Source organism: Sphingomonas sp. AC522, from assembly GCF_979258125.1.
The window spans coordinates 2,402,537-2,424,379 of the sequence record NZ_OZ409836.1; the positions used below are offsets into that span (position 1 = coordinate 2,402,537).

At 64.4% G+C, this 21,843-nt stretch carries 27 protein-coding genes, 1 tRNA gene and 1 pseudogene; 19 read left to right on the top strand and 10 right to left on the bottom strand.

Going from position 1 to position 21,843, the window contains the following annotated elements; translation table 11 throughout:
- Positions 1 to 5: 5 nt before the first annotated feature.
- A tRNA-Cys gene (locus ACZZZM_RS11940) sits at positions 6 to 79 on the top strand.
- Positions 80 to 147: 68 nt separating this feature from the next.
- Here the strand turns inward: ACZZZM_RS11940 and ACZZZM_RS11945 are convergent.
- Positions 148 to 561, bottom strand: a complete 414-nt coding sequence (locus tag ACZZZM_RS11945) for a glycine zipper 2TM domain-containing protein (protein ID WP_463595317.1) — start codon at positions 559 to 561, stop codon at positions 148 to 150.
- Positions 562 to 800: 239 nt separating this feature from the next.
- Here ACZZZM_RS11945 and ACZZZM_RS11950 point away from each other — a divergent pair, with 239 nt between their 5' ends.
- From ACZZZM_RS11950 to ACZZZM_RS11980, 7 genes are all read left to right on the top strand, one after another.
- A complete protein-coding gene (locus ACZZZM_RS11950; protein ID WP_463595318.1) occupies positions 801 to 1,022 on the top strand; it encodes a hypothetical protein in 222 nt (73 codons plus the stop codon).
- Positions 1,023 to 1,086: 64 nt separating this feature from the next.
- Positions 1,087 to 1,350, top strand: coding sequence for a hypothetical protein (locus ACZZZM_RS11955; RefSeq protein ID WP_463595319.1), 264 nt, complete (start codon positions 1,087 to 1,089; stop codon positions 1,348 to 1,350).
- 43 nt (positions 1,351 to 1,393) lie between these two features.
- Positions 1,394 to 2,818, top strand: a complete 1,425-nt coding sequence (cysS, locus tag ACZZZM_RS11960; protein ID WP_463595320.1) for a cysteine--tRNA ligase — start codon at positions 1,394 to 1,396, stop codon at positions 2,816 to 2,818.
- A 199-nt stretch (positions 2,819 to 3,017) separates the two neighbouring features.
- Positions 3,018 to 3,776 carry a hypothetical protein gene (locus tag ACZZZM_RS11965; protein ID WP_463595321.1) on the top strand — a complete coding sequence of 253 codons (759 nt, stop codon included), beginning with the start codon at positions 3,018 to 3,020 and terminating at the stop codon, positions 3,774 to 3,776.
- Between the two features lie 121 nt (positions 3,777 to 3,897).
- Entirely contained in the window at positions 3,898 to 4,833 is a 936-nt protein-coding gene (locus ACZZZM_RS11970) for an NAD(P)-dependent oxidoreductase (RefSeq protein ID WP_463595322.1), read from the top strand.
- An 11-nt stretch (positions 4,834 to 4,844) separates the two neighbouring features.
- Positions 4,845 to 5,414, top strand: coding sequence for a hypothetical protein (locus tag ACZZZM_RS11975; protein WP_463595323.1), 570 nt, complete (start codon positions 4,845 to 4,847; stop codon positions 5,412 to 5,414).
- Positions 5,414 to 5,992, top strand: coding sequence for a hypothetical protein (locus ACZZZM_RS11980; protein ID WP_463595324.1), 579 nt, complete (start codon positions 5,414 to 5,416; stop codon positions 5,990 to 5,992). Before ACZZZM_RS11975 ends, ACZZZM_RS11980 begins: the two co-directional genes overlap by 1 nt.
- On the opposite strand, the gene ACZZZM_RS11985 is transcribed toward ACZZZM_RS11980, so the two are convergent.
- Both ACZZZM_RS11985 and rnk read right to left on the bottom strand, forming a co-directional pair.
- Positions 5,989 to 6,216, bottom strand: coding sequence for a hypothetical protein (locus ACZZZM_RS11985; protein ID WP_463595325.1), 228 nt, complete (start codon positions 6,214 to 6,216; stop codon positions 5,989 to 5,991). The genes ACZZZM_RS11980 and ACZZZM_RS11985 overlap by 4 nt on opposite strands.
- Entirely contained in the window at positions 6,213 to 6,629 is a 417-nt protein-coding gene (rnk, locus tag ACZZZM_RS11990; protein WP_463595326.1) for a nucleoside diphosphate kinase regulator, read from the bottom strand. The genes ACZZZM_RS11985 and rnk overlap by 4 nt, the downstream gene beginning before the upstream one ends.
- 249 nt (positions 6,630 to 6,878) lie before the next feature.
- Here rnk and ACZZZM_RS11995 point away from each other — a divergent pair, with 249 nt between their 5' ends.
- A complete protein-coding gene (locus ACZZZM_RS11995; RefSeq protein WP_463595327.1) occupies positions 6,879 to 8,477 on the top strand; it encodes a class II 3-deoxy-7-phosphoheptulonate synthase in 1,599 nt (532 codons plus the stop codon).
- 109 nt (positions 8,478 to 8,586) lie between these two features.
- Here the strand turns inward: ACZZZM_RS11995 and ACZZZM_RS12000 are convergent, their stop codons facing one another.
- Positions 8,587 to 8,964: an STAS/SEC14 domain-containing protein gene (locus ACZZZM_RS12000; RefSeq protein ID WP_463595328.1), complete on the bottom strand. Its 378-nt coding sequence runs from the start codon at positions 8,962 to 8,964 to the stop codon at positions 8,587 to 8,589.
- A gap of 104 nt (positions 8,965 to 9,068) precedes the next feature.
- Here ACZZZM_RS12000 and ACZZZM_RS12005 point away from each other — a divergent pair.
- The 9 genes and pseudogenes from ACZZZM_RS12005 to ACZZZM_RS12045 form a co-directional block, all read left to right on the top strand.
- Positions 9,069 to 9,415: pseudogene (locus ACZZZM_RS12005) on the top strand (3-deoxy-7-phosphoheptulonate synthase); the annotation flags it as partial.
- 77 nt (positions 9,416 to 9,492) lie between these two features.
- Positions 9,493 to 10,623: a DNA cytosine methyltransferase gene (locus tag ACZZZM_RS12010; RefSeq protein ID WP_463595329.1), complete on the top strand. Its 1,131-nt coding sequence runs from the start codon at positions 9,493 to 9,495 to the stop codon at positions 10,621 to 10,623.
- Between the two features lie 7 nt (positions 10,624 to 10,630).
- On the top strand, positions 10,631 to 11,047 hold the full coding sequence (locus tag ACZZZM_RS12015; RefSeq protein ID WP_463596436.1) for a very short patch repair endonuclease: 417 nt from the start codon (positions 10,631 to 10,633) through the stop codon (positions 11,045 to 11,047).
- 66 nt (positions 11,048 to 11,113) lie between these two features.
- The gene (locus tag ACZZZM_RS12020) at positions 11,114 to 12,451 is read left to right on the top strand and encodes an ATP-binding protein (RefSeq protein ID WP_463595330.1); all 1,338 of its coding nucleotides are present in this window, start codon (positions 11,114 to 11,116) and stop codon (positions 12,449 to 12,451) included.
- On the top strand, positions 12,451 to 13,410 hold the full coding sequence (locus ACZZZM_RS12025; RefSeq protein WP_463595331.1) for an O-methyltransferase: 960 nt from the start codon (positions 12,451 to 12,453) through the stop codon (positions 13,408 to 13,410). The genes ACZZZM_RS12020 and ACZZZM_RS12025 overlap by 1 nt, the downstream gene beginning before the upstream one ends.
- A gap of 212 nt (positions 13,411 to 13,622) precedes the next feature.
- Positions 13,623 to 14,405, top strand: a complete 783-nt coding sequence (locus ACZZZM_RS12030) for an OmpA family protein (RefSeq protein ID WP_463595332.1) — start codon at positions 13,623 to 13,625, stop codon at positions 14,403 to 14,405.
- A gap of 141 nt (positions 14,406 to 14,546) precedes the next feature.
- Positions 14,547 to 15,338 carry a hypothetical protein gene (locus ACZZZM_RS12035; RefSeq protein ID WP_463595333.1) on the top strand — a complete coding sequence of 264 codons (792 nt, stop codon included), beginning with the start codon at positions 14,547 to 14,549 and terminating at the stop codon, positions 15,336 to 15,338.
- A 108-nt stretch (positions 15,339 to 15,446) separates the two neighbouring features.
- Positions 15,447 to 17,048: an NAD(P)/FAD-dependent oxidoreductase gene (locus ACZZZM_RS12040; RefSeq protein WP_463595334.1), complete on the top strand. Its 1,602-nt coding sequence runs from the start codon at positions 15,447 to 15,449 to the stop codon at positions 17,046 to 17,048.
- Entirely contained in the window at positions 17,042 to 17,578 is a 537-nt protein-coding gene (locus ACZZZM_RS12045; protein WP_463595335.1) for a pseudouridine synthase, read from the top strand. Before ACZZZM_RS12040 ends, ACZZZM_RS12045 begins: the two co-directional genes overlap by 7 nt.
- 10 nt (positions 17,579 to 17,588) lie before the next feature.
- Here ACZZZM_RS12045 and ACZZZM_RS12050 read toward each other — a convergent pair whose 3' ends face one another.
- From ACZZZM_RS12050 to ACZZZM_RS12060, 3 genes are read right to left on the bottom strand one after another with little or no spacing between them, the layout of a single operon-like run.
- On the bottom strand, positions 17,589 to 17,978 hold the full coding sequence (locus ACZZZM_RS12050) for a VOC family protein (RefSeq protein WP_463595336.1): 390 nt from the start codon (positions 17,976 to 17,978) through the stop codon (positions 17,589 to 17,591).
- Between the two features lie 10 nt (positions 17,979 to 17,988).
- Positions 17,989 to 18,420 (bottom strand): DUF488 domain-containing protein, encoded by a 432-nt coding sequence (locus tag ACZZZM_RS12055; protein ID WP_463595337.1) that lies wholly within the window; start codon positions 18,418 to 18,420, stop codon positions 17,989 to 17,991.
- Positions 18,395 to 19,036 carry a lysoplasmalogenase family protein gene (locus ACZZZM_RS12060; RefSeq protein ID WP_463595338.1) on the bottom strand — a complete coding sequence of 214 codons (642 nt, stop codon included), beginning with the start codon at positions 19,034 to 19,036 and terminating at the stop codon, positions 18,395 to 18,397. The genes ACZZZM_RS12055 and ACZZZM_RS12060 overlap by 26 nt, the downstream gene beginning before the upstream one ends.
- Positions 19,037 to 19,082: 46 nt before the next feature.
- Here ACZZZM_RS12060 and trmFO point away from each other — a divergent pair, with 46 nt between their 5' ends.
- On the top strand, positions 19,083 to 20,408 hold the full coding sequence (trmFO, locus tag ACZZZM_RS12065) for a methylenetetrahydrofolate--tRNA-(uracil(54)-C(5))-methyltransferase (FADH(2)-oxidizing) TrmFO (protein WP_463595339.1): 1,326 nt from the start codon (positions 19,083 to 19,085) through the stop codon (positions 20,406 to 20,408).
- A 151-nt stretch (positions 20,409 to 20,559) separates the two neighbouring features.
- Here the strand turns inward: trmFO and ACZZZM_RS12070 are convergent, their stop codons facing one another.
- Genes ACZZZM_RS12070 through ACZZZM_RS12080 form a run of 3 tightly spaced genes read right to left on the bottom strand, consistent with a single transcriptional unit; the run spans position 20,560 to position 21,765 of the window.
- Positions 20,560 to 20,790 carry an EF-hand domain-containing protein gene (locus tag ACZZZM_RS12070; RefSeq protein WP_463595340.1) on the bottom strand — a complete coding sequence of 77 codons (231 nt, stop codon included), beginning with the start codon at positions 20,788 to 20,790 and terminating at the stop codon, positions 20,560 to 20,562.
- On the bottom strand, positions 20,700 to 21,032 hold the full coding sequence (locus ACZZZM_RS12075) for a hypothetical protein (protein ID WP_463596482.1): 333 nt from the start codon (positions 21,030 to 21,032) through the stop codon (positions 20,700 to 20,702). Before ACZZZM_RS12075 ends, ACZZZM_RS12070 begins: the two co-directional genes overlap by 91 nt.
- A 46-nt stretch (positions 21,033 to 21,078) precedes the next feature.
- Positions 21,079 to 21,765 carry a squalene/phytoene synthase family protein gene (locus tag ACZZZM_RS12080; RefSeq protein ID WP_463595341.1) on the bottom strand — a complete coding sequence of 229 codons (687 nt, stop codon included), beginning with the start codon at positions 21,763 to 21,765 and terminating at the stop codon, positions 21,079 to 21,081.
- Positions 21,766 to 21,843: the final 78 nt, after the last annotated feature.

A 21,843-nucleotide genomic window follows, 5' to 3' on the forward strand; every position in this document is an offset into this window, starting at 1 on the left:
CGGATGGCCCGATGGCGGAGTGGTGACGTAGAGGACTGCAAATCCTCGCACCCGGGTTCGATTCCCGGTCGGGCCTCCATCCTTTCCGGACACGAAAAAGCGCCCGCGAATTGCTTCGCGGGCGCTTTCGATTCGTTCGGTCTTGGCTTAGCGACGATAGCCGCGGCGGCCATTATTGTTGCAGTCGCCACGATCGATTTCGCGGCCGATCAGCGCGCCGACGCCTGCGCCGACGATCGTGCCGGTGCCGCTGCGCTGGTTGTAATAGCCCGAGCCGCGCCCGACTTCGCCGCCGAGCAGCGCGCCCAGCACGCCGCCGACGATGGTGCCGGTAGCGCCGTTGCCGCAGCGCTGGTTGCCGCGATACTGGCGCTGGTTGCGATAGCCGCGATCGTAATTGTCATAGCCGCGGCGATTGTCGCGATAGCCGCGGTCATATCCGCCCCGGCCCTCATAGTTGGAATAGCCGTAGCGGTCCTGCGCCGCGGCGGGGGTTGCGCTCACGCCCGCGAGGGCGACGGTGGCGGTCAGTGCTGCTGCGAAAAGCGTCTTCATCGTCATTCTCCTCCGGGACGAGAGTGGTTGCCCGTTGATGCCGTTCTAGAGTTGCGCACATGCAACGATGCTGAACGCGCCCGTTAGCTTCCGTTCACCTCAACTGCCTGCAGCAACTTGATCCAGGCTGTTGTAATCCTGTCACTCATCGACAGTGAAACACGATTCATCGCCTGCGTTCCGACCCGGCTGCGGAACAAAGCACGACTCACTTCCGTTGATTCTCCGATTTAGGGAGACGACGAATGTACGATTTCGGCATCCGCCAGGCGCATTCCGGCTATCGCGTCGCTTACCGTCCGCACGAGACCAACCATTGCCCCGGCTGCGGCAACTCGCAGTGGATGATCGGTCGGATGACCGCCGAATGCGCATTCTGCGCCACTGCGCTCCCACTCATCGCCGGCGCCAGCACAGGGATCAGCGCGCTGCGCCGCCCGCCCTACGTCACGCCCCTCGCAGCCTGAGCGGAACGCGCCCGGGCCGCGGGCGTTGCGCGGGTGTAACATCCGCGAAGCTGGAGCAGCATTCATGACCGACATCTCTGTCACCTCGCCCGTCGAGCGCATCGCCCGCGTGATCGCCGCCGAGGCGCTCAGCATCAACGGCCAGGGCGATGACGCCAGCGCCGGCGGCATGGTCGATGCCGTCTGGCGCGAGGAACTCCCCCGCGCCCGCGCCGTGCTCAAGACGCTCCGCGAGCCCACGCCCGAAATGGTCGAGGCCGGCCGTGACGCAGGTGGAAGCCCCGCCGAGATCTGGAGCGCGATGATCGCGACTGCGCTGGAGGATTGAGGCTCCGGTTTGCACCACGGACGGCAAGCGCTATTGCCGCCCCATGTCCGGCCTCACCCTCTACAACTCGCTCACCCGCAGCCTCGAGCCCTTCGAACCGCTCGATCCCGCCAAGGGCGTCCGCGTCTATTCCTGCGGCCCGACGGTCTATAATTACGCGCACCTCGGCAATCTGCGCGCTTATGTCTTCACCGACACGCTCAGCCGCACGCTAACGTGGAAGGGCTATGCCCTCACCCATGTCATCAACATCACCGATGTCGGCCATCTCACCAGCGACGCCGATGCCGGCGACGACAAGATGGAAGCCGCCGCCCGCGCCCAGGCCAGGAGCATCTGGGACGTCGCCGCGCATTATACCGCCGCATTCAAGCAGAACGTCGCCGACCTAAACATCCGCCAGCCCAGCCGCTGGTCGGTCGCCACCGATCATATCGAAGAAATGATCGACTTCGCGAAGCGGATCGCGCCCGAGCATTGCTACGAGCTAGAAACCGGACTTTATTTCGACACCTCCACCGTCACCGATTATGGCCGCCTCGCTGGCTCGCAGGACGACGCCGCCGAGGGCCGGATCGATCCCGTCGCCGGCAAGCGCCACCCCCAGGATTTCGCAATCTGGCGCAAATCGCCCCCCCGCGAGCAGCGCCAGATGGAATGGGATTCGCCCTGGGGCAGAGGCGCACCCGGCTGGCATCTCGAATGCTCGGTGATGAGCCTCAAATATCTCGGCGCGCCGTTCGACATCCACACCGGAGGGATCGATCACCGCGAGATACACCATCCCAACGAGATCGCGCAGAACCAGGCGTTCTGCGGCTGCTCGGATACCGGCGCGCATTTCTGGATGCACAATAATTTCCTGGTCGATCGCCAGGGCAAGATGAGCAAGTCCAAGGGCGGCTTCACCACGCTCCAGTCGCTGATCGACGCCGGCGTGCATCCGCTCGCCTATCGCCTGCTCTGCATCCAGGCGCATTATCGCAGCGAGCTGGAGTTCTCCGCCGAAAACCTCGCCGCCGCGCTCACCCGCCTCAAGCGGCTGGTGATGACTGTCACTGCGCTCAAGGCCAAGGCCGAGGGCCAGGGCACCGCACCGGAAGCCTGGATCAAGCGCCTCGGCGAAGCCATGGCCGACGATCTCAACACCCCCAGGGCTCTCCCGGTCCTCGACGAGCTGCTCGCCGAAAAGAGCCTGTCCTTGGCCGACCGGCTGGCAGCGCTCCAAGCCTTTGACGACGTTCTCGGCCTCAATCTGCTTCACCTCTCGCGCGAAGCCCTCCGTCTCCGCCCGGCCAGCGCAGCCCTCACTGCCGACGACATCGCCGCGCAGCTCGAAGCCCGCAAGGCCGCCCGCGCCGAAAAGGATTTCGCCCGCTCCGACGCGATCCGCGACGAGCTCACGGCAGCCGGTGTCGAAGTCATGGACGGCGATCCTTTAGGCTGGGACTGGAAGCCCGCTATCTGATCCTCCCCGGTACGGGGAGGTGGCAGCGCGAAGCGCTGACGGAGGGGGCTCCCCCATTGCGACTCCTTCGGGGCACGCCCCTCCACCAGCCTGCGGCTGGTCCGCCTCCCCGTGCCGGGGAGGATCACGGAGAAAATCCAGACACTCGCGCATTGCACACTCCAACCACCGGTCCACCCGCCGCAATTCGGAGAGCATGATGAAAACCCTCCCCCTCACCGCCCTCGCCACCGCCCTCGCGCTCGCCGCGTGCAACGGCGAAACCCCGCAGACCACCGACAATGTCGCCGTCAATGTCGGTGACGCCGCCGATCTCGACAATTTCGACGATGATGCACCCCCCGTGATCGAAAACGCCGCCGACGCCGCCGCTGTCGCCGTCCCCGCGGTGCCAAAAGCCCCCGCCGGCGCCCCCGCCGCCGAAACCGCGCCGCTCGCCGACGCCACCCAGATCGAGGAAGAAATCCGCGCAGGCCGCGGCATTCAGCGCATCCGTCATGGCGAAGGCTGGGCGTGGATGCGCGATGGCCGCATCGTCCGCACCGCCGACGATGACGGGGACAATGTCGCCTATTTCCGCCGCGGCGAAGACAGGCCGTTCTTCGTCCAGCATGAAGGGCGCTCCTTTGCCTATCAGGGCGACAAGCCGGTCCGCGAGTTCGACCGCGACGGCCGCGGCCGCACTCCCGACGCAGACCGCACCCGCGAAGCCACCGAAGCCGCGCGTGAGGCGCGCGAGCAGCGGACTCGTGCTGACCGCGCTCGCGACAATGCTGGACGCCCCGATCGCCGCGACGGCAACCGTCCGCAGGCGACACCTACACCCGCGCCCAGCCCCTCGCCGACCGCACGCGGCGAGCGTGACCGCGGCGACCGCCCAGGCTGGAACCGCGGCTCGCCGACTCCCGGCGCTACCGATCGCCCGCGCCGCGAGCGCGATGGCGAACGCAATAGCTAGAACCGAACCGCACCGTCATCCTCACGAAGCGGGGACCTAGAGCCAAGCAGCACATCGCTCGCCCACCCTGGGTCCCCTCCGCGGGGATGACGAACCGGCCACGGCCCGCTAGCCTAGGACGATGAAAGCCGTCCTCCCCGCTCTCGCCCGCCCGCTGGTTGAGCCCCAGCTCCCGCCCGGCCTCCACGTCCATTGGTTCGCATCCGCCGAGGAAGCCGAGGCCATGGCGGCAGACGCCGATATCGGCTGGCTCGATCACAACGTTCCCACCCAATGGGCGCGAAACGTCGCCGCCGCAGGCAAGCTGCAATGGCTTTCCACCATCTATGCCGGGCTCGACGCGCTCGACACCGAAGCGCTCAAGGCGCGCGGCACCCGCGTCACCAACGGGTCGGGCGTCAACGCGCATACCGTGGCCGAATATGCCGTAATGGGCGCCCTGGTCGCGGCCAAGCGCTTCGATCAAGTCGTCCGCGCCGCGGATCGCCACGAATGGCCGATGGATGCGCCGGGCAAGCTTGAGCTGTTCGAAACCAATGCCCTGATCATCGGCTATGGCACCATCGGCAAGCTGATCGGCGAGCGGCTTGCCGGCTTCGGCGTCACTGTCACCGGCGTCACCCGCTCGGGTGCCGAGGGCACGATCGGACCCGATCAATGGCGCGATAAGCTGGGCGATTTCGACTGGATCTTCCTCGCCGCCCCCGCGACCGGCGAAAGCCATGCGATGATCGGCCCGGCCGAATTGCAGGCGATGAAGCCCTCAGCCTGGATCATCAATGTCGGTCGCGGCGAACTGATCGATCAGGATGCGCTGATCGAAGCATGCGCCAAGCGTCGCATTGCCGGTGCGTTTCTCGACACCGTCACGCCCGAGCCGCTGCCGCCCGAGCACCCGCTATGGACCACGCCCAACATCATCCATTCGATGCATTTGTCGGGCCGCAGCCAGACGCGAATGTTCCTACGCGGCACGGCCTTGTTCGTCGAAAACCTCCACGCATTCCTCGAAGGTCGGCCGCTCAAGAACGAAGTCGATCTCGCCGCGGGCTATTGAAGGGACCGTCCATGCGCCTGCTCGCCATTGCCGGACTTTGCCTGCTCGCCTTTCCCGCTTCGGCGCAGCGCGTCGATACACGCGTCATCGAAGTGCGCCAGATGGCCGATGGCCGCGACCGCTGCAAGTTCAACGCCGTTCCGGACCTGCATCTGACCGAGCCCCATCGCGGCGGCACGAATGGCTATGCCGAATGGGCGCACAAGGCACGCGACGGCAACGCCTGGCTCCACGCCCGCTTCACGCAGGCCGAGCCCCAGGGCCGGATCCTGATGGTGGAAGTGCCACTCGCCAAGGCGATCGCCAGGGCGGCGTCGGTACACACCCTTATCGATGGCCAGCGCAGTCCCGTCCCGCTGAAGCTGACGCGCACCTGGCGAGGCTCCAATCGCTGGACGCTGGTGCCCAAGGACGGTGCCGCGCTCGCCGCCGCGATGCGCTACACGGATGTGCTCGCCGTGCGCCTGCTAGATCGGCGCGGCAAGCGGCTGGGCAACTATGAATTCTGGATCGGCGATTTGCAGGACATCGCCGAATATCCGAGTATCACGCGGTGGAGCTGCAACCGAGGGGGTGACTGATGCGCGCATTGCTGGCCTTGGCCCTGCTGCTCCCCGCCATTCCTGCAGGTGCCCAGGAAGCCGACAAGACCCGGATCGAAGTGAAAGAGTTCAACGGCACCACATCGTGCCGCTTCAAGGCCCTGCCCGAGCTCTGGCTGGAGACCGCCACCGGCTATTGGACCGGCCGCTGGCAGGCCGAACCCGCAGGGCAGACGGGCAAGGGCGTCACGATGCTCCTCCTTTACGCACCGGTGTATGACGCGAACCGCACCAAGACCGGCGCACGGCTGGGCGGCGCCGCCTTTACCGTCGCGCGCGACAAGATCGGCGGCGTGATGGCGTCCTCCCGGCTCGAATTCGACGATGGCGGCCCTGCCGTTACCGATCTCCTTCTCACCGATCAGGACGGCAGCATGCGCTTCGGCATCCGCCGCGCCTCGCTGTCCCGCCTCGAGGCCGCGAAGCAGGCCAGGCTGACGCTGCTCGACAAGGCCGGCGGCAAGCTCGCCAGCTTCACTTGGAACATCGCTTCGGTCCGTCGCGCGGGGCCCCTGCTCCACGCGGTCGAGTGGCGGTGCCGCGAGCCCAGGCTTTAGGCCCGGCGCAGCAGCTCCCCGCTGCTCGTCACTTCGAACGTCTCCGCATCCAAATAGCGCACCGGCTCGCCGTTTAGCAGCGACAGCCACGCCGCCCCGGGATGCCGCCGCACCCCGGCCTCGCTTTCGGTCGTGAAGATATAGCGGTATTCGACCACTACCAGCGGCGTGCCATCGTCCCCGGTGCAGCGGTATCGCGCCATCTCTTCCACGGGCGCGCTCAACGTTCGGCCGCAGCGACGCTGACGATGCGCAGCAGCCGCTCATGCCCGTCGCGATCGGGCCACAGGATCGCCCTCCCCGCCGTCATCCCGATCAGCCCGATCCCCACCGGCGTCAGGATCGAGACCTTGCCCGCATCGATATCGGCCTCATGCGGATAGACCAGCTCGACAATCCGCCGCGTGCCGCTGGCCTCGTCGACGAACTCGACGCGGCTGTTCATCGTCACCACACCCGCGGGCAGCGCCGCTGCCGCATGCACTTCCGCCCGGTCGAGCTCGGCTATCAGCATCGCCGCCCGCTCGGGCTTCTTCGACTGAATCGCCAGCGCAAGCGCGTAGAGCGCGTCACATTCGGCATCGACGAGATGGATCGCAGGGCGCTGTTCGCCCCGCACGATATTTGTGCTGTTCACGGGTTCCGCTTTCAAAAGGTGTCGAGGAGTGCAGCTCGGGCCCGGCACTCCGCGGCGAGTGCCGTGCGGAGTCCGGGCTAGACCCGCGCGGCGAGCTGGCCGGAATGCGCGCGGAAGCGCTGGAAGGTCATAATCATCGACACCCCCGCTAGATGGTCGCCCCGCTAACCCCTGTCAACTTAACCCAATTCGGGACATACCCGTGAAATCGCTTGCGCCCATTTACCCAATCAAGGTAAGCGCATGTCCATGACAACCCTAGCAGGCACCAAGATCCGCCGTTTCCGCGAGGAACGCGCCCTCTCCCGCGCAGCTTTCGGCGCATGGTACGACACCCCCGGCTCCACCGTTCAGGGCTGGGAGGAAGACGGCAAGCGCGCCAACGCCCAGGTCGTCAACCAGATCGCCGCCAACGGCATCGCCCACCATGCCGACTGGTACGTCGCCGCCCGCGCGCCCGAGCCGAGCGGCACCAAATGGACGCCCGACAGCTGGACCATGCCCGAATTCCAGGCCCTCCAGCTCCCCACTTACCCCGACGCCGCGGCTCTCGACGCGGCCACCACCACCCTCACCTCCTATCCCCCGCTGGTCTTCGCCGGCGAGGCTCGCGATCTTACCGCCGAGCTCGCCAAGGTCGCCCGCGGCGAAGCCTTCCTTCTCCAGGGCGGCGACTGCGCCGAAAGCTTCGCCGAATTCCACCCCAACAACATCCGTGACACCTTCCGCGTGCTGCTCCAGATGGCGGTGGTCCTCACCTTCGCCTCCAAGCTTCCCACCGTGAAGGTCGGCCGCATGGCCGGCCAGTTCGCCAAGCCGCGCTCCGCCGATACCGAGACCATCGACGGCGTCACCCTCCCCAGCTACCGCGGCGACAATGTCAACGACATCGCCTTCACCCCCGAGGGCCGCACCCCCGATCCGCAGCGCATGCTCCAGGGCTACAGCCAGTCCGCCGCCACGCTCAACCTCCTCCGCGCCTTCGCCGGCGGCGGTTACGCAAACCTCCACCAGGTCCATCGCTGGACCCACGATTTCATGGGCCGCAGCCCCTGGGCGGACAAGTTCGCCAACGTCGCCGACCGCATCGGCGAGGCGCTCGATTTCATGGCCGCCTGCGGGATCGACGCCGACAGCGTCCCCCAACTCAAGGCCACCCAGTTCTTCACCAGCCACGAAGCCCTGCTGCTCCCCTATGAGCAGGCGATGACCCGCCAGGACAGCCTCACCGGCGATTGGTACGACACCAGCGCCCACATGCTGTGGATCGGCGACCGCACCCGGTTCGAGGGCTCCGCGCATGTCGAGTTCCTGCGCGGCATCGGCAATCCGATCGGCCTCAAATGCGGGCCGTCGCTGGAGCCCGACGCGCTCCTGCGCCTGCTCGACACGCTCAACCCCGCGCGCATCGCCGGCCGCATCACCCTCATCACCCGCTACGGCCATGACAAGATCGAGGCCGGCCTCCCCGCCCTCGTCCGCGCCGTCAAGCGCGAGGGCCATCCGGTGGTGTGGAGCTGCGATCCGATGCACGGCAACGTCGTCAAGGCCGCCAACGGCTACAAGACCCGCCCGTTCGACCGCATCCTCGCCGAAGTCCGCGGCTTCTTCGCCGTCCACCGCGCCGAGGGCACATACGCGGGCGGCATCCATGCCGAAATGACCGGCCAGAACGTCACCGAGTGCACCGGCGGCGCGATCGACATATCCGAGCTCGACCTCGCCGACCGCTACCACACCCATTGCGACCCGCGGTTGAACGCGGGCCAGTCGCTGGAACTGGCGTTCCTGCTGGCGGAGATGTTGAATGAAGAAATGCGGCTAAGGCGGCCGGCCGAGGCGGCCTGAAGCCGCGCGAGCTGATTCAGGACTCGCCGACAGCCCGGCCAGCGGTCAGCCGGCTACGCCGGCTGACCCGTCTGACGTGAAGCGTGGGCTTTGCCCGCGCCCTTCGCCCCTACCCCACGCCTTCCACAAGCCACTCCCGCGCCTCGCCAGCCTCGGTAAAGAACCGCATATTGTCCCGCAGCGGCTCGCGCTCGGCCACCCGGCGAAACTGCATGCGCGCCGTCCCCTCCCCGCCCAGGATCGCGATCTTGCGCGATTTGTGCTTGGTCGCCGCGACGAAGTTGGTGAAGATCGCGAAGATCTCCTGCGGCTGGATCCGGAAGTCGCGAATATCCACCAGCGTCGAATGCATATCATAAGGAGGGCCAAGGCTGACCACCGCCGCCTCCTTCGCCGCCGCGCACTCGCGCGCGCTGTCCACATCGAAGATGCCGAACATGCGAAGAAAGATGACACGATCAACGTGGCTGGTCTCGATTTCGTACATGAAACTGTTCGACCCAAAAGCAAAGACCGGCGCCTAAGCCGCGCGTCGTTTAAACTCCGTAAATCTAAGGGTTATTCCGGAGCCAGGGGCCTGTGGAATGGCCGGAAGGGAGCGGCGCCGTGGAGAGCTGCGATCCGATGCACGGCAACGTCGTCAAGGCGCCAACGGCTACAAGACCCGCCCGTTCGACCGCATCCTCGACGTCCGCGGCTTCTACGCCGTCCACCGCGCCGAGGGCACCTATGCCGGCGGCATCCACGCCGAGATGACCGACCAGAACGTGACGGAATGCACCGGCGGCGCGATCGATATTTCCGAGCTGGACCTGGCCGACCGCTATCACACGCATTGCGACCCACGGTTGAACGCGGGGGAGTCGCTGGAGCTGGCGTTTTTGCTGGCGGAGATGCTGAATGAGGAAATGCGGCCGAGGCGGCCGGAGGCGGCTTAGTTAGACGGCACGGCGAAGGTATTCGCTACGGGCTCTGCTATATTGTCGCCGCATCGGCGATGGGGTAAGTCGCTACGATGAAACTGATAGAGCTGTTCTGCGGAACCGGGGGCTTTTCGCGGGGCGCACACGCGGCTGGTTTTGAGGTCGCTGCTGCCTATGATCTCGACAAGATCCTTACCTCTTCGTACCCGTTGAACTTCCCAGGCACCGCTCTTCATCATCGCGACGTCGCGACGCTGACGGGCGACGAGGTCTGCGACCATGTAGGCGGCGAAGTCTTCGGCGTTTTCGGTGGTCCGCCGTGTCAGGGATTCAGCGATATCGGAAAGCGCGACCCCAATGATTCGCGCCGTAACCTGCTCGGCCATTTCTTTCGGATCGTCGCCGAGCTTAAGCCCGTCTTCTTCGTTATGGAAAATGTCCGCGGGCTTGCATACGCAGACGCGCGGCCGGTGCTAGACGCCGCGCTGGCGCTCGTCAGCGACGATTACGATCTGCTCGATCCGGAGATTTGGGACGCTTCCGAGTTCGGTGCGGCGACCAAGCGGCATCGCATGATAGTCGTCGGCGTGCGAAAAGATTGGGCACGACCGTTTCGCCGCGAAGACCTTCTGGCTCGCCGGTGCGAGCCCGCGACGGTGCGGGACGCATTATCGGATTTGATGAAGGTCGAGGCCTTACCCGACGACGAAGACCTCCCTGGTTTCGATCGCTGGCGCATTAAAAAGCGCGGGTCTGCGAACGCTTATGCCAAGCGCCTTCGCACAGCCGATCGAACTTTCACTAGTCATCGCCAGACGGCGCATTCGCCGACGGTCGTGGCTCGCTTCGCCAGGGTGCGCAACGGACAGATGGACAAGATTGGACGGCATCCCCGTCTCAAGCTAGGGGGGCAATGCCCCACGCTCCGCGCGGGTACAGGGTCTGATCTTGGTTCGTTCCAATCGGTACGTCCGATCCATCCTTACGAAAATCGCGTGATTACCGTGAGAGAGGGTGCGCGCCTCCAAGGGTTCCCCGACGCCCACCTGTTCCATCCTACGGTCTGGCACAGCTTCCGCATGATCGGGAACAGCGTGTCGCCGATTATGGCCGAGGCGATCTTCGCAGCCCTCCGAGATCGGCTTGGACTTACTCTTCTTGCTAAGGAGTTGCGCGTGGAAGCGCCGCACGTCTCCGATATCTACGCCGAAGCAGCTGAGTAGAGCGCTGATTGATCGTCTCTCCCCCGAGCGTCGCTCTTGGCTGATGTCGCGGGTTCTCAGCAAGAATACTTCGCCGGAAATTCGGGTCCGCAGAGCGGCCCATGCCTTAGGCTTGCGCTTCCGCTTGCACCGCAAGGATCTGCCCGGAAAGCCCGACCTCGTATTTCCTAAATATAAGGTTGTGATGTTCGTCCACGGGTGCTTTTGGCACCGCCACCAAGGGTGCCCCAAGGCGTCAATGCCGAAATCCCGAACAGAATTCTGGAATAACAAGTTCGAGACGAATGTCTCTCGCGACGCTAAGGTGACCGCACAACTGCTGGCGATGGGATGGCGGGTCGCCACCGTTTGGGAGTGTGAAACTCACGACGGAGTGGCACTTCACACAAATTTGCAAAATTTGGTGATTTGTAAAGCGGAATAACTTTAGCTTGCTTGAAAGTCTGCGTGCGTCATTCTGAGCGGCGCTAGAAAGATTGGGGGAGATGAAATGGCTACTCAGCCGGACGGCAACGAGATCAACGCAGAACCTACGAAGCGGTTTTTCGTGGAGATGTTTACCAAGGATATCCCCCTCGATCAGGCCGTGCTCGATTTGGTCGACAACAGCGTCGACGGCGCGCGCCGAAATCCCGGTCCTGATACGGCAGCTCCCCTAGAACCATATTACGTTCGCATAATGCTGAGTCGCACCGAGTTTCGCATTGAAGACAACTGTGGTGGTTTTGATCGCGAGACCGCGCGGCAACATGCCTTTCGATTCGGACGAGAGGATGCCGGGGCGCGGCCTGCCGGTTCGATTGGGCAGTTCGGCGTGGGAATGAAGCGGGCCCTATTCAAATTCGGGAAGCAGTTCCGGGTTTTGTCTGCAACGCCGACCGAAAGTTGGGCGATCGATGTACCAGTCGCCGAATGGCTCGAAGCCCCAGGCTGGCATTTTGACTGGTCGAGTTTTGCTCCCGAAGGAGCGATCTCTGCAAGCAACCCCGGAACGGAAATTGTTGTAGCACCATTGCAATTTTCGGTCGGGCTAACCTTTGGCTCTCAGCAGTTTGAAAACAAACTAATCGCCCTAATTAAGTCAAAACATCGCAGTTTCATCGCGCAAGGGTTAGCCATTTTCGTAAACGGCACTCGCGTCCAACCCTTGGATTTGACTCTATTTTCAGGCCCGGAGTTTGTTCCCGCGATTTGGTCGAACGTTTACGAGCCTGACGATCCTTATCCCGTCCGAGTAAAGCTGATAGCGGGTGTGGGTGCATCATCGCCAGCGGGTGCAGGGTGGTACGTAATCTGTAACGGTCGCATTGTCCTAGAAGCAGATACGAGAGACGTAACCGGGTGGGGTCAAGTTTTCGGAGAGACTCGTAACCCGAAATTTCATGGCCAGTATTCGAGGTTTCGTGGGATCGCAATGTTCGATTCGGATTCGTCCGCGCGCGTACCGTGGAACACCACGAAGACGGATATCGACGCCGACAATGCCGTTTGGCGAGATGCACGCGAGCACATGATGGAGTTGATGAGGCCGGTTATCGATTTCCTGAACATCCTAGATGCTGACATCGAAAAGCACACCCGCGAGCGCAGCCCGATGAACAAGGCTTTGGTTGAAACTCCTCTAGTGAAAGTGGAGCGGTTGCCCCAGGCTGCAGAATTTTCGGTTCCGGCGCTCGAGGATCTGGACGAGGTCGTACGTTATACGAAAATTCAATATTCGCGCGAGGTAGATGAAGTTGAGGCGCTGAAGCGTGCGCTCAAAGTATCATCGGCAAAAGCGGTCGGCGAAAAGACTTTCGACATGGCTTATCAGCGGGTGGCGGACTGATGTCCGGTAGCTTTGATCGGATCGATTATTCGATTCGCCCGGCGAAATACGCCGAACGCCGAATGTTGCGGGACGTGTTCCGAAGAGTGGCGCCGTTCGGCCCTCCCGAAGACTACCTTTACGTTGGAATGGGCTCCGTGTGGTTTGCGGATTTTACTCTCTTTCACCGCTCGCTTGGAATTAGAGATATGATCTCGATCGAGAGTGCGAAAAAGGCTCTTCAACGGGTTCAAGACAATGCCCCATTTCGCATTGAACTCGCTCCAGGCCGTTCCGAAGCGGTCTTGCCGAAGCTTGATCTCGAACGACGCTGTCTGATTTGGCTAGACTACGATGACGCGCTTTCGAGTAGCATGCTCTTGGATATGCGAACCGTCGCCCGTAGCGTTGCGTCTGGATCCATACTTGCAGTGACGGTGCGTGCTGAGAGCGCGCGCGAACTCGCGCAAGAAGAAACCGATAGTGATGAAACGGGACGAACAGCCATCGAGCGTTTCAAGAGTACATTCGCCCGCGCTCGTGTACCCGAAGGGCTGGACGGCCTAGATCTTATCGGATCGCCGTTTGCAGATCTCAGCCGATCCCTGCTTGCGTCCGAACTCGAGGACGCTTTGGTCGCTCGCAGTCGGAAGGAAGAGACCGAGATGGTTTTCCACCCGATATGTTCGTTCGATTATGCGGACGGCGTTCTGATGACTACGATAGTCGGCATCTTTTGCGCTACCTCGGATCTGAACACCTATCGAGCTTGCGATTTCGATTCCTTGCCTTTCGTTCATCAAGACAGGTCGGTCTTCAAGATCAAAGTACCAAAAATAACGACACGCGAGTTCCGGCTGCTAGAGGCTCAAATGCCTACTGACCAACCCGTCGATCTCGGGTCGATTCCTGAAAAAGAGGCCGAGAATTTCGAAAGGCTCTATCGCTATCTTCCGAATTATGCGGTTCTAGAAACCTAGGCGGTCCTCTCGATCGTTTGTGATGCCTCGACGTACCTGCCCTACACCCCCGACATCCCCCTGCCACCAGCACGCCGCAGGACGACGCCAGATCGCCCCCATCGCCGACCCCCTTCCCCCGCCCCTGAACCTACCCTGTCACCCCTCCTCACCCCCCGTTCAACGCCACGGCGCCACATCCCATCCATGGCGGGGGCCAAAGGAGAGAAAACATGAACCTTCACAAACACGCGCTCCGCGCATTGGCCGCCTCCGCGGCAATCCTCGTCACCGCCACCCCCGCCCTCGCGCAGGAGCGCAATTGGGACTGGTCCGGCGGCCGCTCCGGCGATCGCGAATATCGGCTGCAGGGCGCCGGCGTCCCCCTTCTCCACCGCGAATTACGCAACACCAATCGCGGCCGGGCCTTCGTCATGCGCAATTTCGACGACAACCGCGATGGCCGGATCAATCGCCGCGAGGCCGAGGAAGCCAACCGCGTCTTCATCCGCATCGCCCGTCCGGGCCGTGGCGCCTTCGATTGGTCGTCGCGCGACGTAGTCGTCGTCGTTCAGCCTGGCGACCGCGGTGGCTGGGATCGCAGCGCGATGCGCAACTATCGCTTCCGCCAGACCTCGCTCGGCGCGACGATGACGATGCAGGAAGACGTGCTGTTCCGCACCGACAGCGCCGATCTGCGCCCCGGCGCGATCGAAAAGCTTCGCGCGCTTGCCGGCTATCTGCGCGCCAATCCCGGCGTCCGCGTTGCGATCATCGGCCACACCGATTCGCGCGGCACCGATGCGCATAACCAGGACTTGTCCGAACGCCGCGCCGAGAGCGTGCGCACTGCGTTCGACGAGATGGGCGTGACTCGCGCGCGCTTCCGCGTCGAGGGACATGGCGAAGGCGAGCCCGTCGCCACCAACAACACGCCCGAGGGGATGCGCCTCAATCGCCGCGTCGAGGTCACCTTGCTCGGCGAGCGCGCCGATCGCTTCGATCGCGACAACTGAAAAATCGGGAGGGCGGCTCGCAAGGCCGCCCTCCCCCTCCCGCGCGGCCGCGCACCAGAGCCCGTCGCGCTAAAATACCTGTCCTACATATCCCAGCCTATGCCATGTTCCCTGTTCGTTCACAATCACGGAGCCCGGCACATGGCCAACAAACCCCGCGACGTTCTCCTCCGCTTCACCCCGCACATCCCGCGCCGCGTCCACGCCAATGGCTGGACACCGATGCGCCAGATCGCCTTCATCGCCACCCTCGCCCGCACCGGCGTCGTCAGCCATGCCGCGCGCTCGGTCGGCATGTCGCCGCGCTCGGCCTATGCGCTGCGCACCATCGTCAGGCGCCGTTATTCCAATTGGTCCGATGTACCGATGACGCCGGAGCGGGCCGCGTCGCTGGGGCCGGGCTATGTCTACAGCTTCGCCGCGGCCTGGGATGAGGCGCTGGAGTGCGGCATCAATCATCAGATCGAAGTGGCGGCACCAGCGGCGCTGGGCGGCGAGCAGGTGCCGGTTATCCGCCGCGGCGCGATCATCGGCTGGCAGCGAAAATATAATATGCGTCTCGCGATCACTGCGCTCGGCGCATTCCGGCGCTATCGCGAGGAGCGTTCGGGCGATCACCAGATCCGCGCCTGCGAGAGGACGGCGCATTTCGCCGAGCGGATCGAGGGGTGGTTGCGGCTCGGGCCGCCGCGCTGGCCCGAACCGCCCGAAACCCCCGCCGAGCGCCGCCTGCGCCACGCCGACGAGGCCGAAGCGCGCCGCGCCGGGCGCAAGCACGAGCGCGCGCTCGATCGCATCTATGGCCCGGCCCATGCCGGGCTGCGCGATCCCTTCCGCCCCGCCGGCACTCCGCCGCGTACCCTTGCCGAGCGCAACGCCCGCCCGCTGCCGCCGCCGCTCGAGCGCAATCTGCCCCGCGTGCTGCTGTTATAATGATGCGCCAGCACGCAATGGAATTTCACGATTCACGGGAAAACTGTGAATCCAAGGCGGCGAGCGCCAACAATTGGCGCGCGGCCTCCGCCCCGCTAAAGCGCCGCGATGCTCCGCGTTACCGAATTGAGCCTGCCGCTCCACCATCCTGACGAGGCGCTCCCCGCCGCTTTGTGCAAGCGGCTGCGGATCACCCCGCGCGATCTGATCAAGCATGTCGTCGCCAGGCGTGCCGCCGATGCTCGCGACAAGGCCAATATCCGGCTGGTCTATTCGGTCGACGTCAATGTGAAGAACGAGGACGCGGTCCTCGCCCGCTTCCGCGGCGACCGCAACGTCCAGCGCACGCCGAACACGCATTACAAGATCGTGCCGCGAGTGTTGCCGGCGGGCGTGAAACGGCCGGTGGTGATCGGCGCGGGCCCATGCGGGCTGATGGCGGGGCTGATCCTCGCGCAGCTGGGGCTCAAGCCGATCATCCTCGATCGCGGCAAGGTCGTGCGCGAGCGGACCAAGGATACTTGGGGGCTGTGGCGCAAGAGCGTGCTCAATCCGGAGAGCAACGTCCAGTTTGGCGAGGGCGGTGCGGGCACCTTTTCGGACGGCAAGCTCTACAGCCGGATCAAGGACCCGCGGCACCTCGACCGCAAGGTGCTGACCGAGTTCGTCAAGGCCGGCGCGCCGCCGGAGATCCTGACCGAGGCGCACCCGCATATCGGCACCTTCCGGCTGGTGACGATGGTCGAGAGCATTCGCGAGACGATCGAGGGGCTGGGCGGCGAGTATCGCTTCGAGCATCGGGTGACGGGGCTGGATATCGAGGGCGGACAGGTCCGCGGACTGCACATCCACAATGGCGAGTATCTGGAAGCTGACCATGTCGTGATGGCGATCGGCCACAGCGCCCGCGATACCTTCGCGATGCTGATGGCGGCAGGCGTCCATGTCGAGCCCAAGCCCTTCTCGATCGGCGTGCGGATCGAGCATCCGCAATCGTGGATCGACAAGGCCAGGTTCGGAGCGGATGCGGGCAATCCGATCCTCGGTGCGGCCGAGTATCACATCTCGCACCACTGCTCGAACGGGCGGACGGTCTACAGTTTCTGCATGTGTCCCGGCGGCACGGTGGTGGCGGCAACATCGGAGGAAGGCCGCGTCGCCACCAATGGCATGAGCCAATATTCGCGCAACGAGCGCAACGCCAATTCGGGCTTCGTCGTCGCCATCGATCCGGCCCGCGACTATCCCGGCGACCCACTGGCCGGCATCGCGTACCAGCGCCAGTGGGAGGAACTGGCGTTCGTAGCCGGCGGCTCGAATTACCGGGCGCCAGCGCAGAGAGTGGGGGACTTTTTGGCGGGTAGACCGTCCGAGGCTTTGGGCAGCGTAGTGCCGTCATACCGTCCGGGGGTAACGCCAACCGATCTGGCGCAGTGCCTCCCCGCCTTTGCCGTGGAGGCGATGCGAGAGGCGATCCCGGCCTTCGGCAAGCAAATCCCCGGCTACGACCACCCCGACGTGGTTATGACGGGCGTGGAGACCCGAACCTCCTCCCCCGTCCGCTTCACCCGCGGCGATGATTTCCAGAGCCTCAACGTGAAGGGCCTGTTCCCCGCCGGTGAAGGCGCCGGTTACGCTGGCGGCATCCTCTCCGCCGCGGTCGACGGCATCAAGGTCGCCGAGGCAGTCGCGGCGAGCATGGCATGCTGATCCTCCTCAACAAGCCCTATGACGTCCTCTGCCAGTTCACCGACGAGCAGAACCGCCCGAACCTCTCGCACTTCGTGGATGTGCCGAATGTCTACCCCGCCGGCCGCCTCGACCGCGATAGCGAAGGCCTGCTGCTCCTCACCGACAATGGCCGCCTCCAAGCCCGCATCGCCGATCCGAAGTTCAAGATGCCCAAGACCTATCTCGTCCAGGTGGAGGGCGATGCGCAGGAGGAGGCGCTCGACCGGCTCCGCCGCGGCGTCCAGCTGAAGGACGGCCTCACCCTCCCCGCCGAAGCCGAGCGCATCGACGATCCTCAGCTCTGGCCCCGAGATCCCCCGATCCGCGTGCGCAAGAGCATCCCCGATTGCTGGCTCCGCCTCACCATTCGCGAAGGCCGCAACCGCCAGGTCCGCCGCATGACCGCCGCGGTGGGGCTGCCCACGCTTCGGCTGATCCGCTGGCGCATAGGCGACTGGACGCTGGAGGGTATCCAGCCGGGCAAGTGGAAGGCAGCCGATCCCTCCTAAGCTGACGGCGTCACTCGGCGCGGTGACACACAGCCTCAATGTTGACCCCGTCGGGGTCGAGAACGAAAGCGCCATAATAATTGGGGTGATAGTGCGCGCGGATACCCGGCCCGCCGTGATCGGTGCCACCGGCCGCCATCGCCGCGGCATAGAAGGCATCGACTTCGGCGCGGGAGTCCGCCGCAAAGGCGATGTGAGTGCCCTGCCCCACCCGCTCATTGTCGCCGATCCAGAAAAAAGGATTGGCGTCCTTGCCGAAGCCGAGCGCCGTGCCACCTGCTTCGGTCACGTCGGGCGGAACGGTAATCAGCAGTGTCATGCCCAACGGCGCGAGCGCCGCCTCGTAGAATGTCCTGGAAGCGGCGAGATTGCTCACCGCGAAGCCGACATGATCGATCATGCATCTCTCCTCAGGGATAAAGGTCCACCACTTCCATGCCTTCGCCCTCGGCCTCGAGCAGCAGAGTGCGGTGGCAATGCTCCGGGTTCCGCTCGTAGCACAGCAAGGCGCTCGGCTTCTCCGCCGCCAGCGCGCGCATCAGCGCGGCCTCGGCCTGCGCCTCGGGCAGACCGAGCTGAGTTTCGTACACCGCCTCCAGCGTCGCGACGTCGCCTTTCTTCGCCGCATCGCGGCCGAGCTTAGGCGTGCCGAGATTCTTGAGGTGGACATATTCGATGCCCGCCTCGCCGATGCTGGCGGCAAGGATGTTCTTCGAAAAGCCCGGCCGGCGCGATAGCGGCAGCGCGCGCACGTCGATCAGGCGCTCGACGCCCGCGGCCTTCAGCGCCGCGATGAACTCGCTCATCGTCGTGGCTTCATAGCCGATCGTGTAAATCTTCACGCGCAAGGCTCCGAACTACGCCCCAGGCGATCAACGCCTGACCGGCGAAATAGGTCGGCCAAATAAGCAGTCCGGGCAATTGGGACCCGGCCAAGGGCCCGAGCCGCGCGAAAATGAAAAGGTCGGACAAGACGAACAGCATCGCGCCCAGCCCAACGGTTGCGAGCGGGAATCGGCTGATGAGCGCGGCCCCAGCCATGGCTCCCAGGCCAAGGCCGTAGAGCGCTACGCCCAGATCGCCAGAGAGAAGATATGACGCCAGGGAGACCGACAGCGCGATCCAGATCGCAATAAGCGGCGATGCTCCGCGGCTCCGCCAGTAGAAGCCGACCGCGAGGATGTGCCCCATCAGAAACGCCACAGCGCCGACAGTCAGGCTGACGGCATCGAGCAGCACGTCCCCCAGCGCTCCGAAAGCCAGCACCAGCCCGATCCATGGCCGTCCGCGCGCAAATGCCCAGAGCGAGAGCAAGCCAACACCGGAGCCCTTCCAGGCGATTGCCAGCGGCCCGTCGAGTTCCAGCCAGTGGTCGGCATAATAAGTTGAGCCCGCGATCAGCGCGAGCAGGAGAAGCAAGTCGATCGGGCGAAGGCGCATGGCCGGACCATAACGCACGCGCAACCTTTGTCATCCCGCCGCGGCCCCGCTATCTGCTTCGGCAATGACATATGACGTTCACATTATCGGTGGTGGCCTCGCTGGTTCCGAAGCCGCCTGGCAGCTCGCACAAGCCGGGTTCAAGGTCCGCCTCTCCGAAATGCGCGGCAGCGGCGACATGACTCCCGCGCATCAGAGCGACCGTCTGGCCGAGTTGGTCTGCTCGAACAGCTTTCGCTCCGATGATGCCGAGCGCAATGCAATAGGCCTGCTGCATGCCGAGATGCGGCAGCTTGGATCGCTGATCTTCGCGCAAGCCGACAAGCATCAGGTGCCCGCCGGCTCAGCGCTGGCGGTGGACCGCGACGGCTTTGCCGATGGCGTCACGGCGGCACTGGCGGAGCACCCGAACATCGAGATCGTCCGCGAGCGCGTAGATTCGCTGCCCGATGCGGGCCTGACCATCGTCGCCACCGGCCCGCTCACGGCCCCTGGCCTGGCGGAGAGCATCGGCAGCGCGACCGGCAAGGACAGCCTCGCCTTCTTCGACGCCATCGCCCCGATCGTTCATTTCGAGAGCATCGACATGAGCGTCGCCTGGTACCAGTCGCGCTGGGACAAGGTCGGGCCGGGCGGGACGGGCAAGGATTACATCAATTGCCCGCTCGACAAGGAACAGTATCTCGCCTTCATCCAGGGATTGCTCGACGGCGAAAAATCTGAATTCAAGGAATGGGAAAACGTCCCGTATTTCGAGGGCTGCATGCCAATCGAAGTGATGGCCGAGCGCGGCGTCGACACGCCGCGGTTCGGGCCGATGAAGGGGGTGGGCCTTGATGACCCACGGACCGGTCGCTGGCCCTATGCCTGCGTCCAGCTTCGCCAGGACAATGCCAGTGGCACGCTGTGGAACATCGTAGGTTTCCAGACGAAGTTGAAACATGGAGCGCAAGTCGCTCTGTTCCGTACGATTCCCGGGCTTGAGAATGCCGAGTTCGCGCGGCTTGGCGGCCTCCATCGCAACACTTTCATCAAGTCCCCCGAACTGCTCGACCCAACGCTAAGGCTCAAGGCGCGGCCAAATATCCGCTTTGCCGGCCAGATCACGGGCTGCGAAGGCTATGTCGAAAGTTCCGCGATCGGCATGCTGGCCGGCCGCTTCGCCGCGGCGGAGCTCGGCGGCAAGACACTGTCGCCGCCTCCGCGGACCACCGCGCTCGGGGCGTTGCTCGCACACATTACCGGGGAGGCAGAGGTTGAGACCTATCAGCCGATGAACGTCAATTTCGGTCTGTTCCCGCCCATCCCGGGCAAGAGCAAGAAGGCGGACCGCAAGTTGCTTTACACGTCGCGTGCGCGCGATGCATTTGCGGAGTGGCTGGCAGCCTGAATCAAAGACGCGGTCTCGTGAAGAGAATGCGAATGTTCCCAATGTTCGCACTGAGGACGCGTTTTTCCTACTTCCAAGCAGCGATTCAAAGAGCAGCGGCAATGCCGACCGGCTCAGCCAAGCAGGCCAAATCCTACATTGCAAGAACTGATTAGTCCTCGCCCTCTTCCGCGGGGGCCGCGGGTTTTGGACACGCACATTTGGGTTTGGCGGGTTTGCGCTTGGGTGCGGTGGCCAGGAATTCCTCTCGAGTAAGCGCGCCGGACTTGTCCTTGTCCGCCCCGGCGAACTTCACGACCGTTTTCCCCGCCCATTCTTCGAAGCCCAGCCTTCCGTCGCCATTCTTGTCCAGCTTGGCAAAGGCCTTGCGGCGTGACAGCAAATATCGTCCCGCGTGATCGCCTCATTCCGATCCTTGTCGTAGCGGTCGAAACGCTTCTGCTCGCGGGTCTTGGCGGACGCCGAGGGCGCTTCCTCGGGTAGCCCCTCATCCGAAGCATCGGCCGTGGCGGCAGGTGGTGGAGGTGGGACCAGCCGGATGGGCGCCGCACCGCCGCGAAACATAAACATCCCCGCCACTGCCAGTAGCAATGCCGCGCCCGCGCCCACGAAATACCGCCACATGGCCTGTTCTCCGCCGTCTTGACGTCAGGCTAGCGCGGTCTGACGGCTATCGTCCAGTCAATCGATGCCAGAGCAGCCGCCCGACCCGGCGCGGGGACCCGGTGGCGGGCGGGTTTCCCGGAGGTAGCGCCAGATCCATCCGCGCGAGATGCGCGAGCGCGCCCAATGCGCGGCCCTGACGGGTCCACCGGGCCGTGGTAGCGCTTTCCAGCATTGCCTCGGCCTGCCGCCGGGCCTCAGCAGCTTCGTTTGCCGTCCCGAGATTGCGTGAGAGATCAGCCAGTGCCCAGCCCTGCCCCGCAGCTATCGCGGGATCGGCCTCAGCACCCATGGCCTGCGCGGCGACGGCAAACAGCGCCCCCCGGCCTTCGCCGAACCGGCGAAGTGCGTCGGCATCGAGTTGGTCCTCTTCGATCAGCACTTCCCAGCCATGGACGATAGGCACCAGTGAGGCGCCTGAAATTCCACGGGGCATGACGTCGGCAGCGATTGCCCTGAGCACAGGCTCTGCGGGCGGCGGCGCCGTATCGAGCCGCTCGAGGGCCTCGCGCCACCATGCCAGCCGCATCTGACCCAAGGCAGGCTCTCGTGTGGTCCGCAGCAGTGTGGCCAATGCATCGTCGAGCGCGAGTAACGCCGCCAGGGTCCCCCGCCCCTCGCCCGCATAGCTGAGCGCTAGCGCCCGCTCCGGATCGTCTGGCGTCACGACGCCGCACCCAAAAGCAGGCGGCATAAGCCAAGCCTTAACCATGCGCCTTTAGACGCCATTAGCTGCGCGCGGTGCAGGATGGCGCGTAGTTGGGGGACCGGG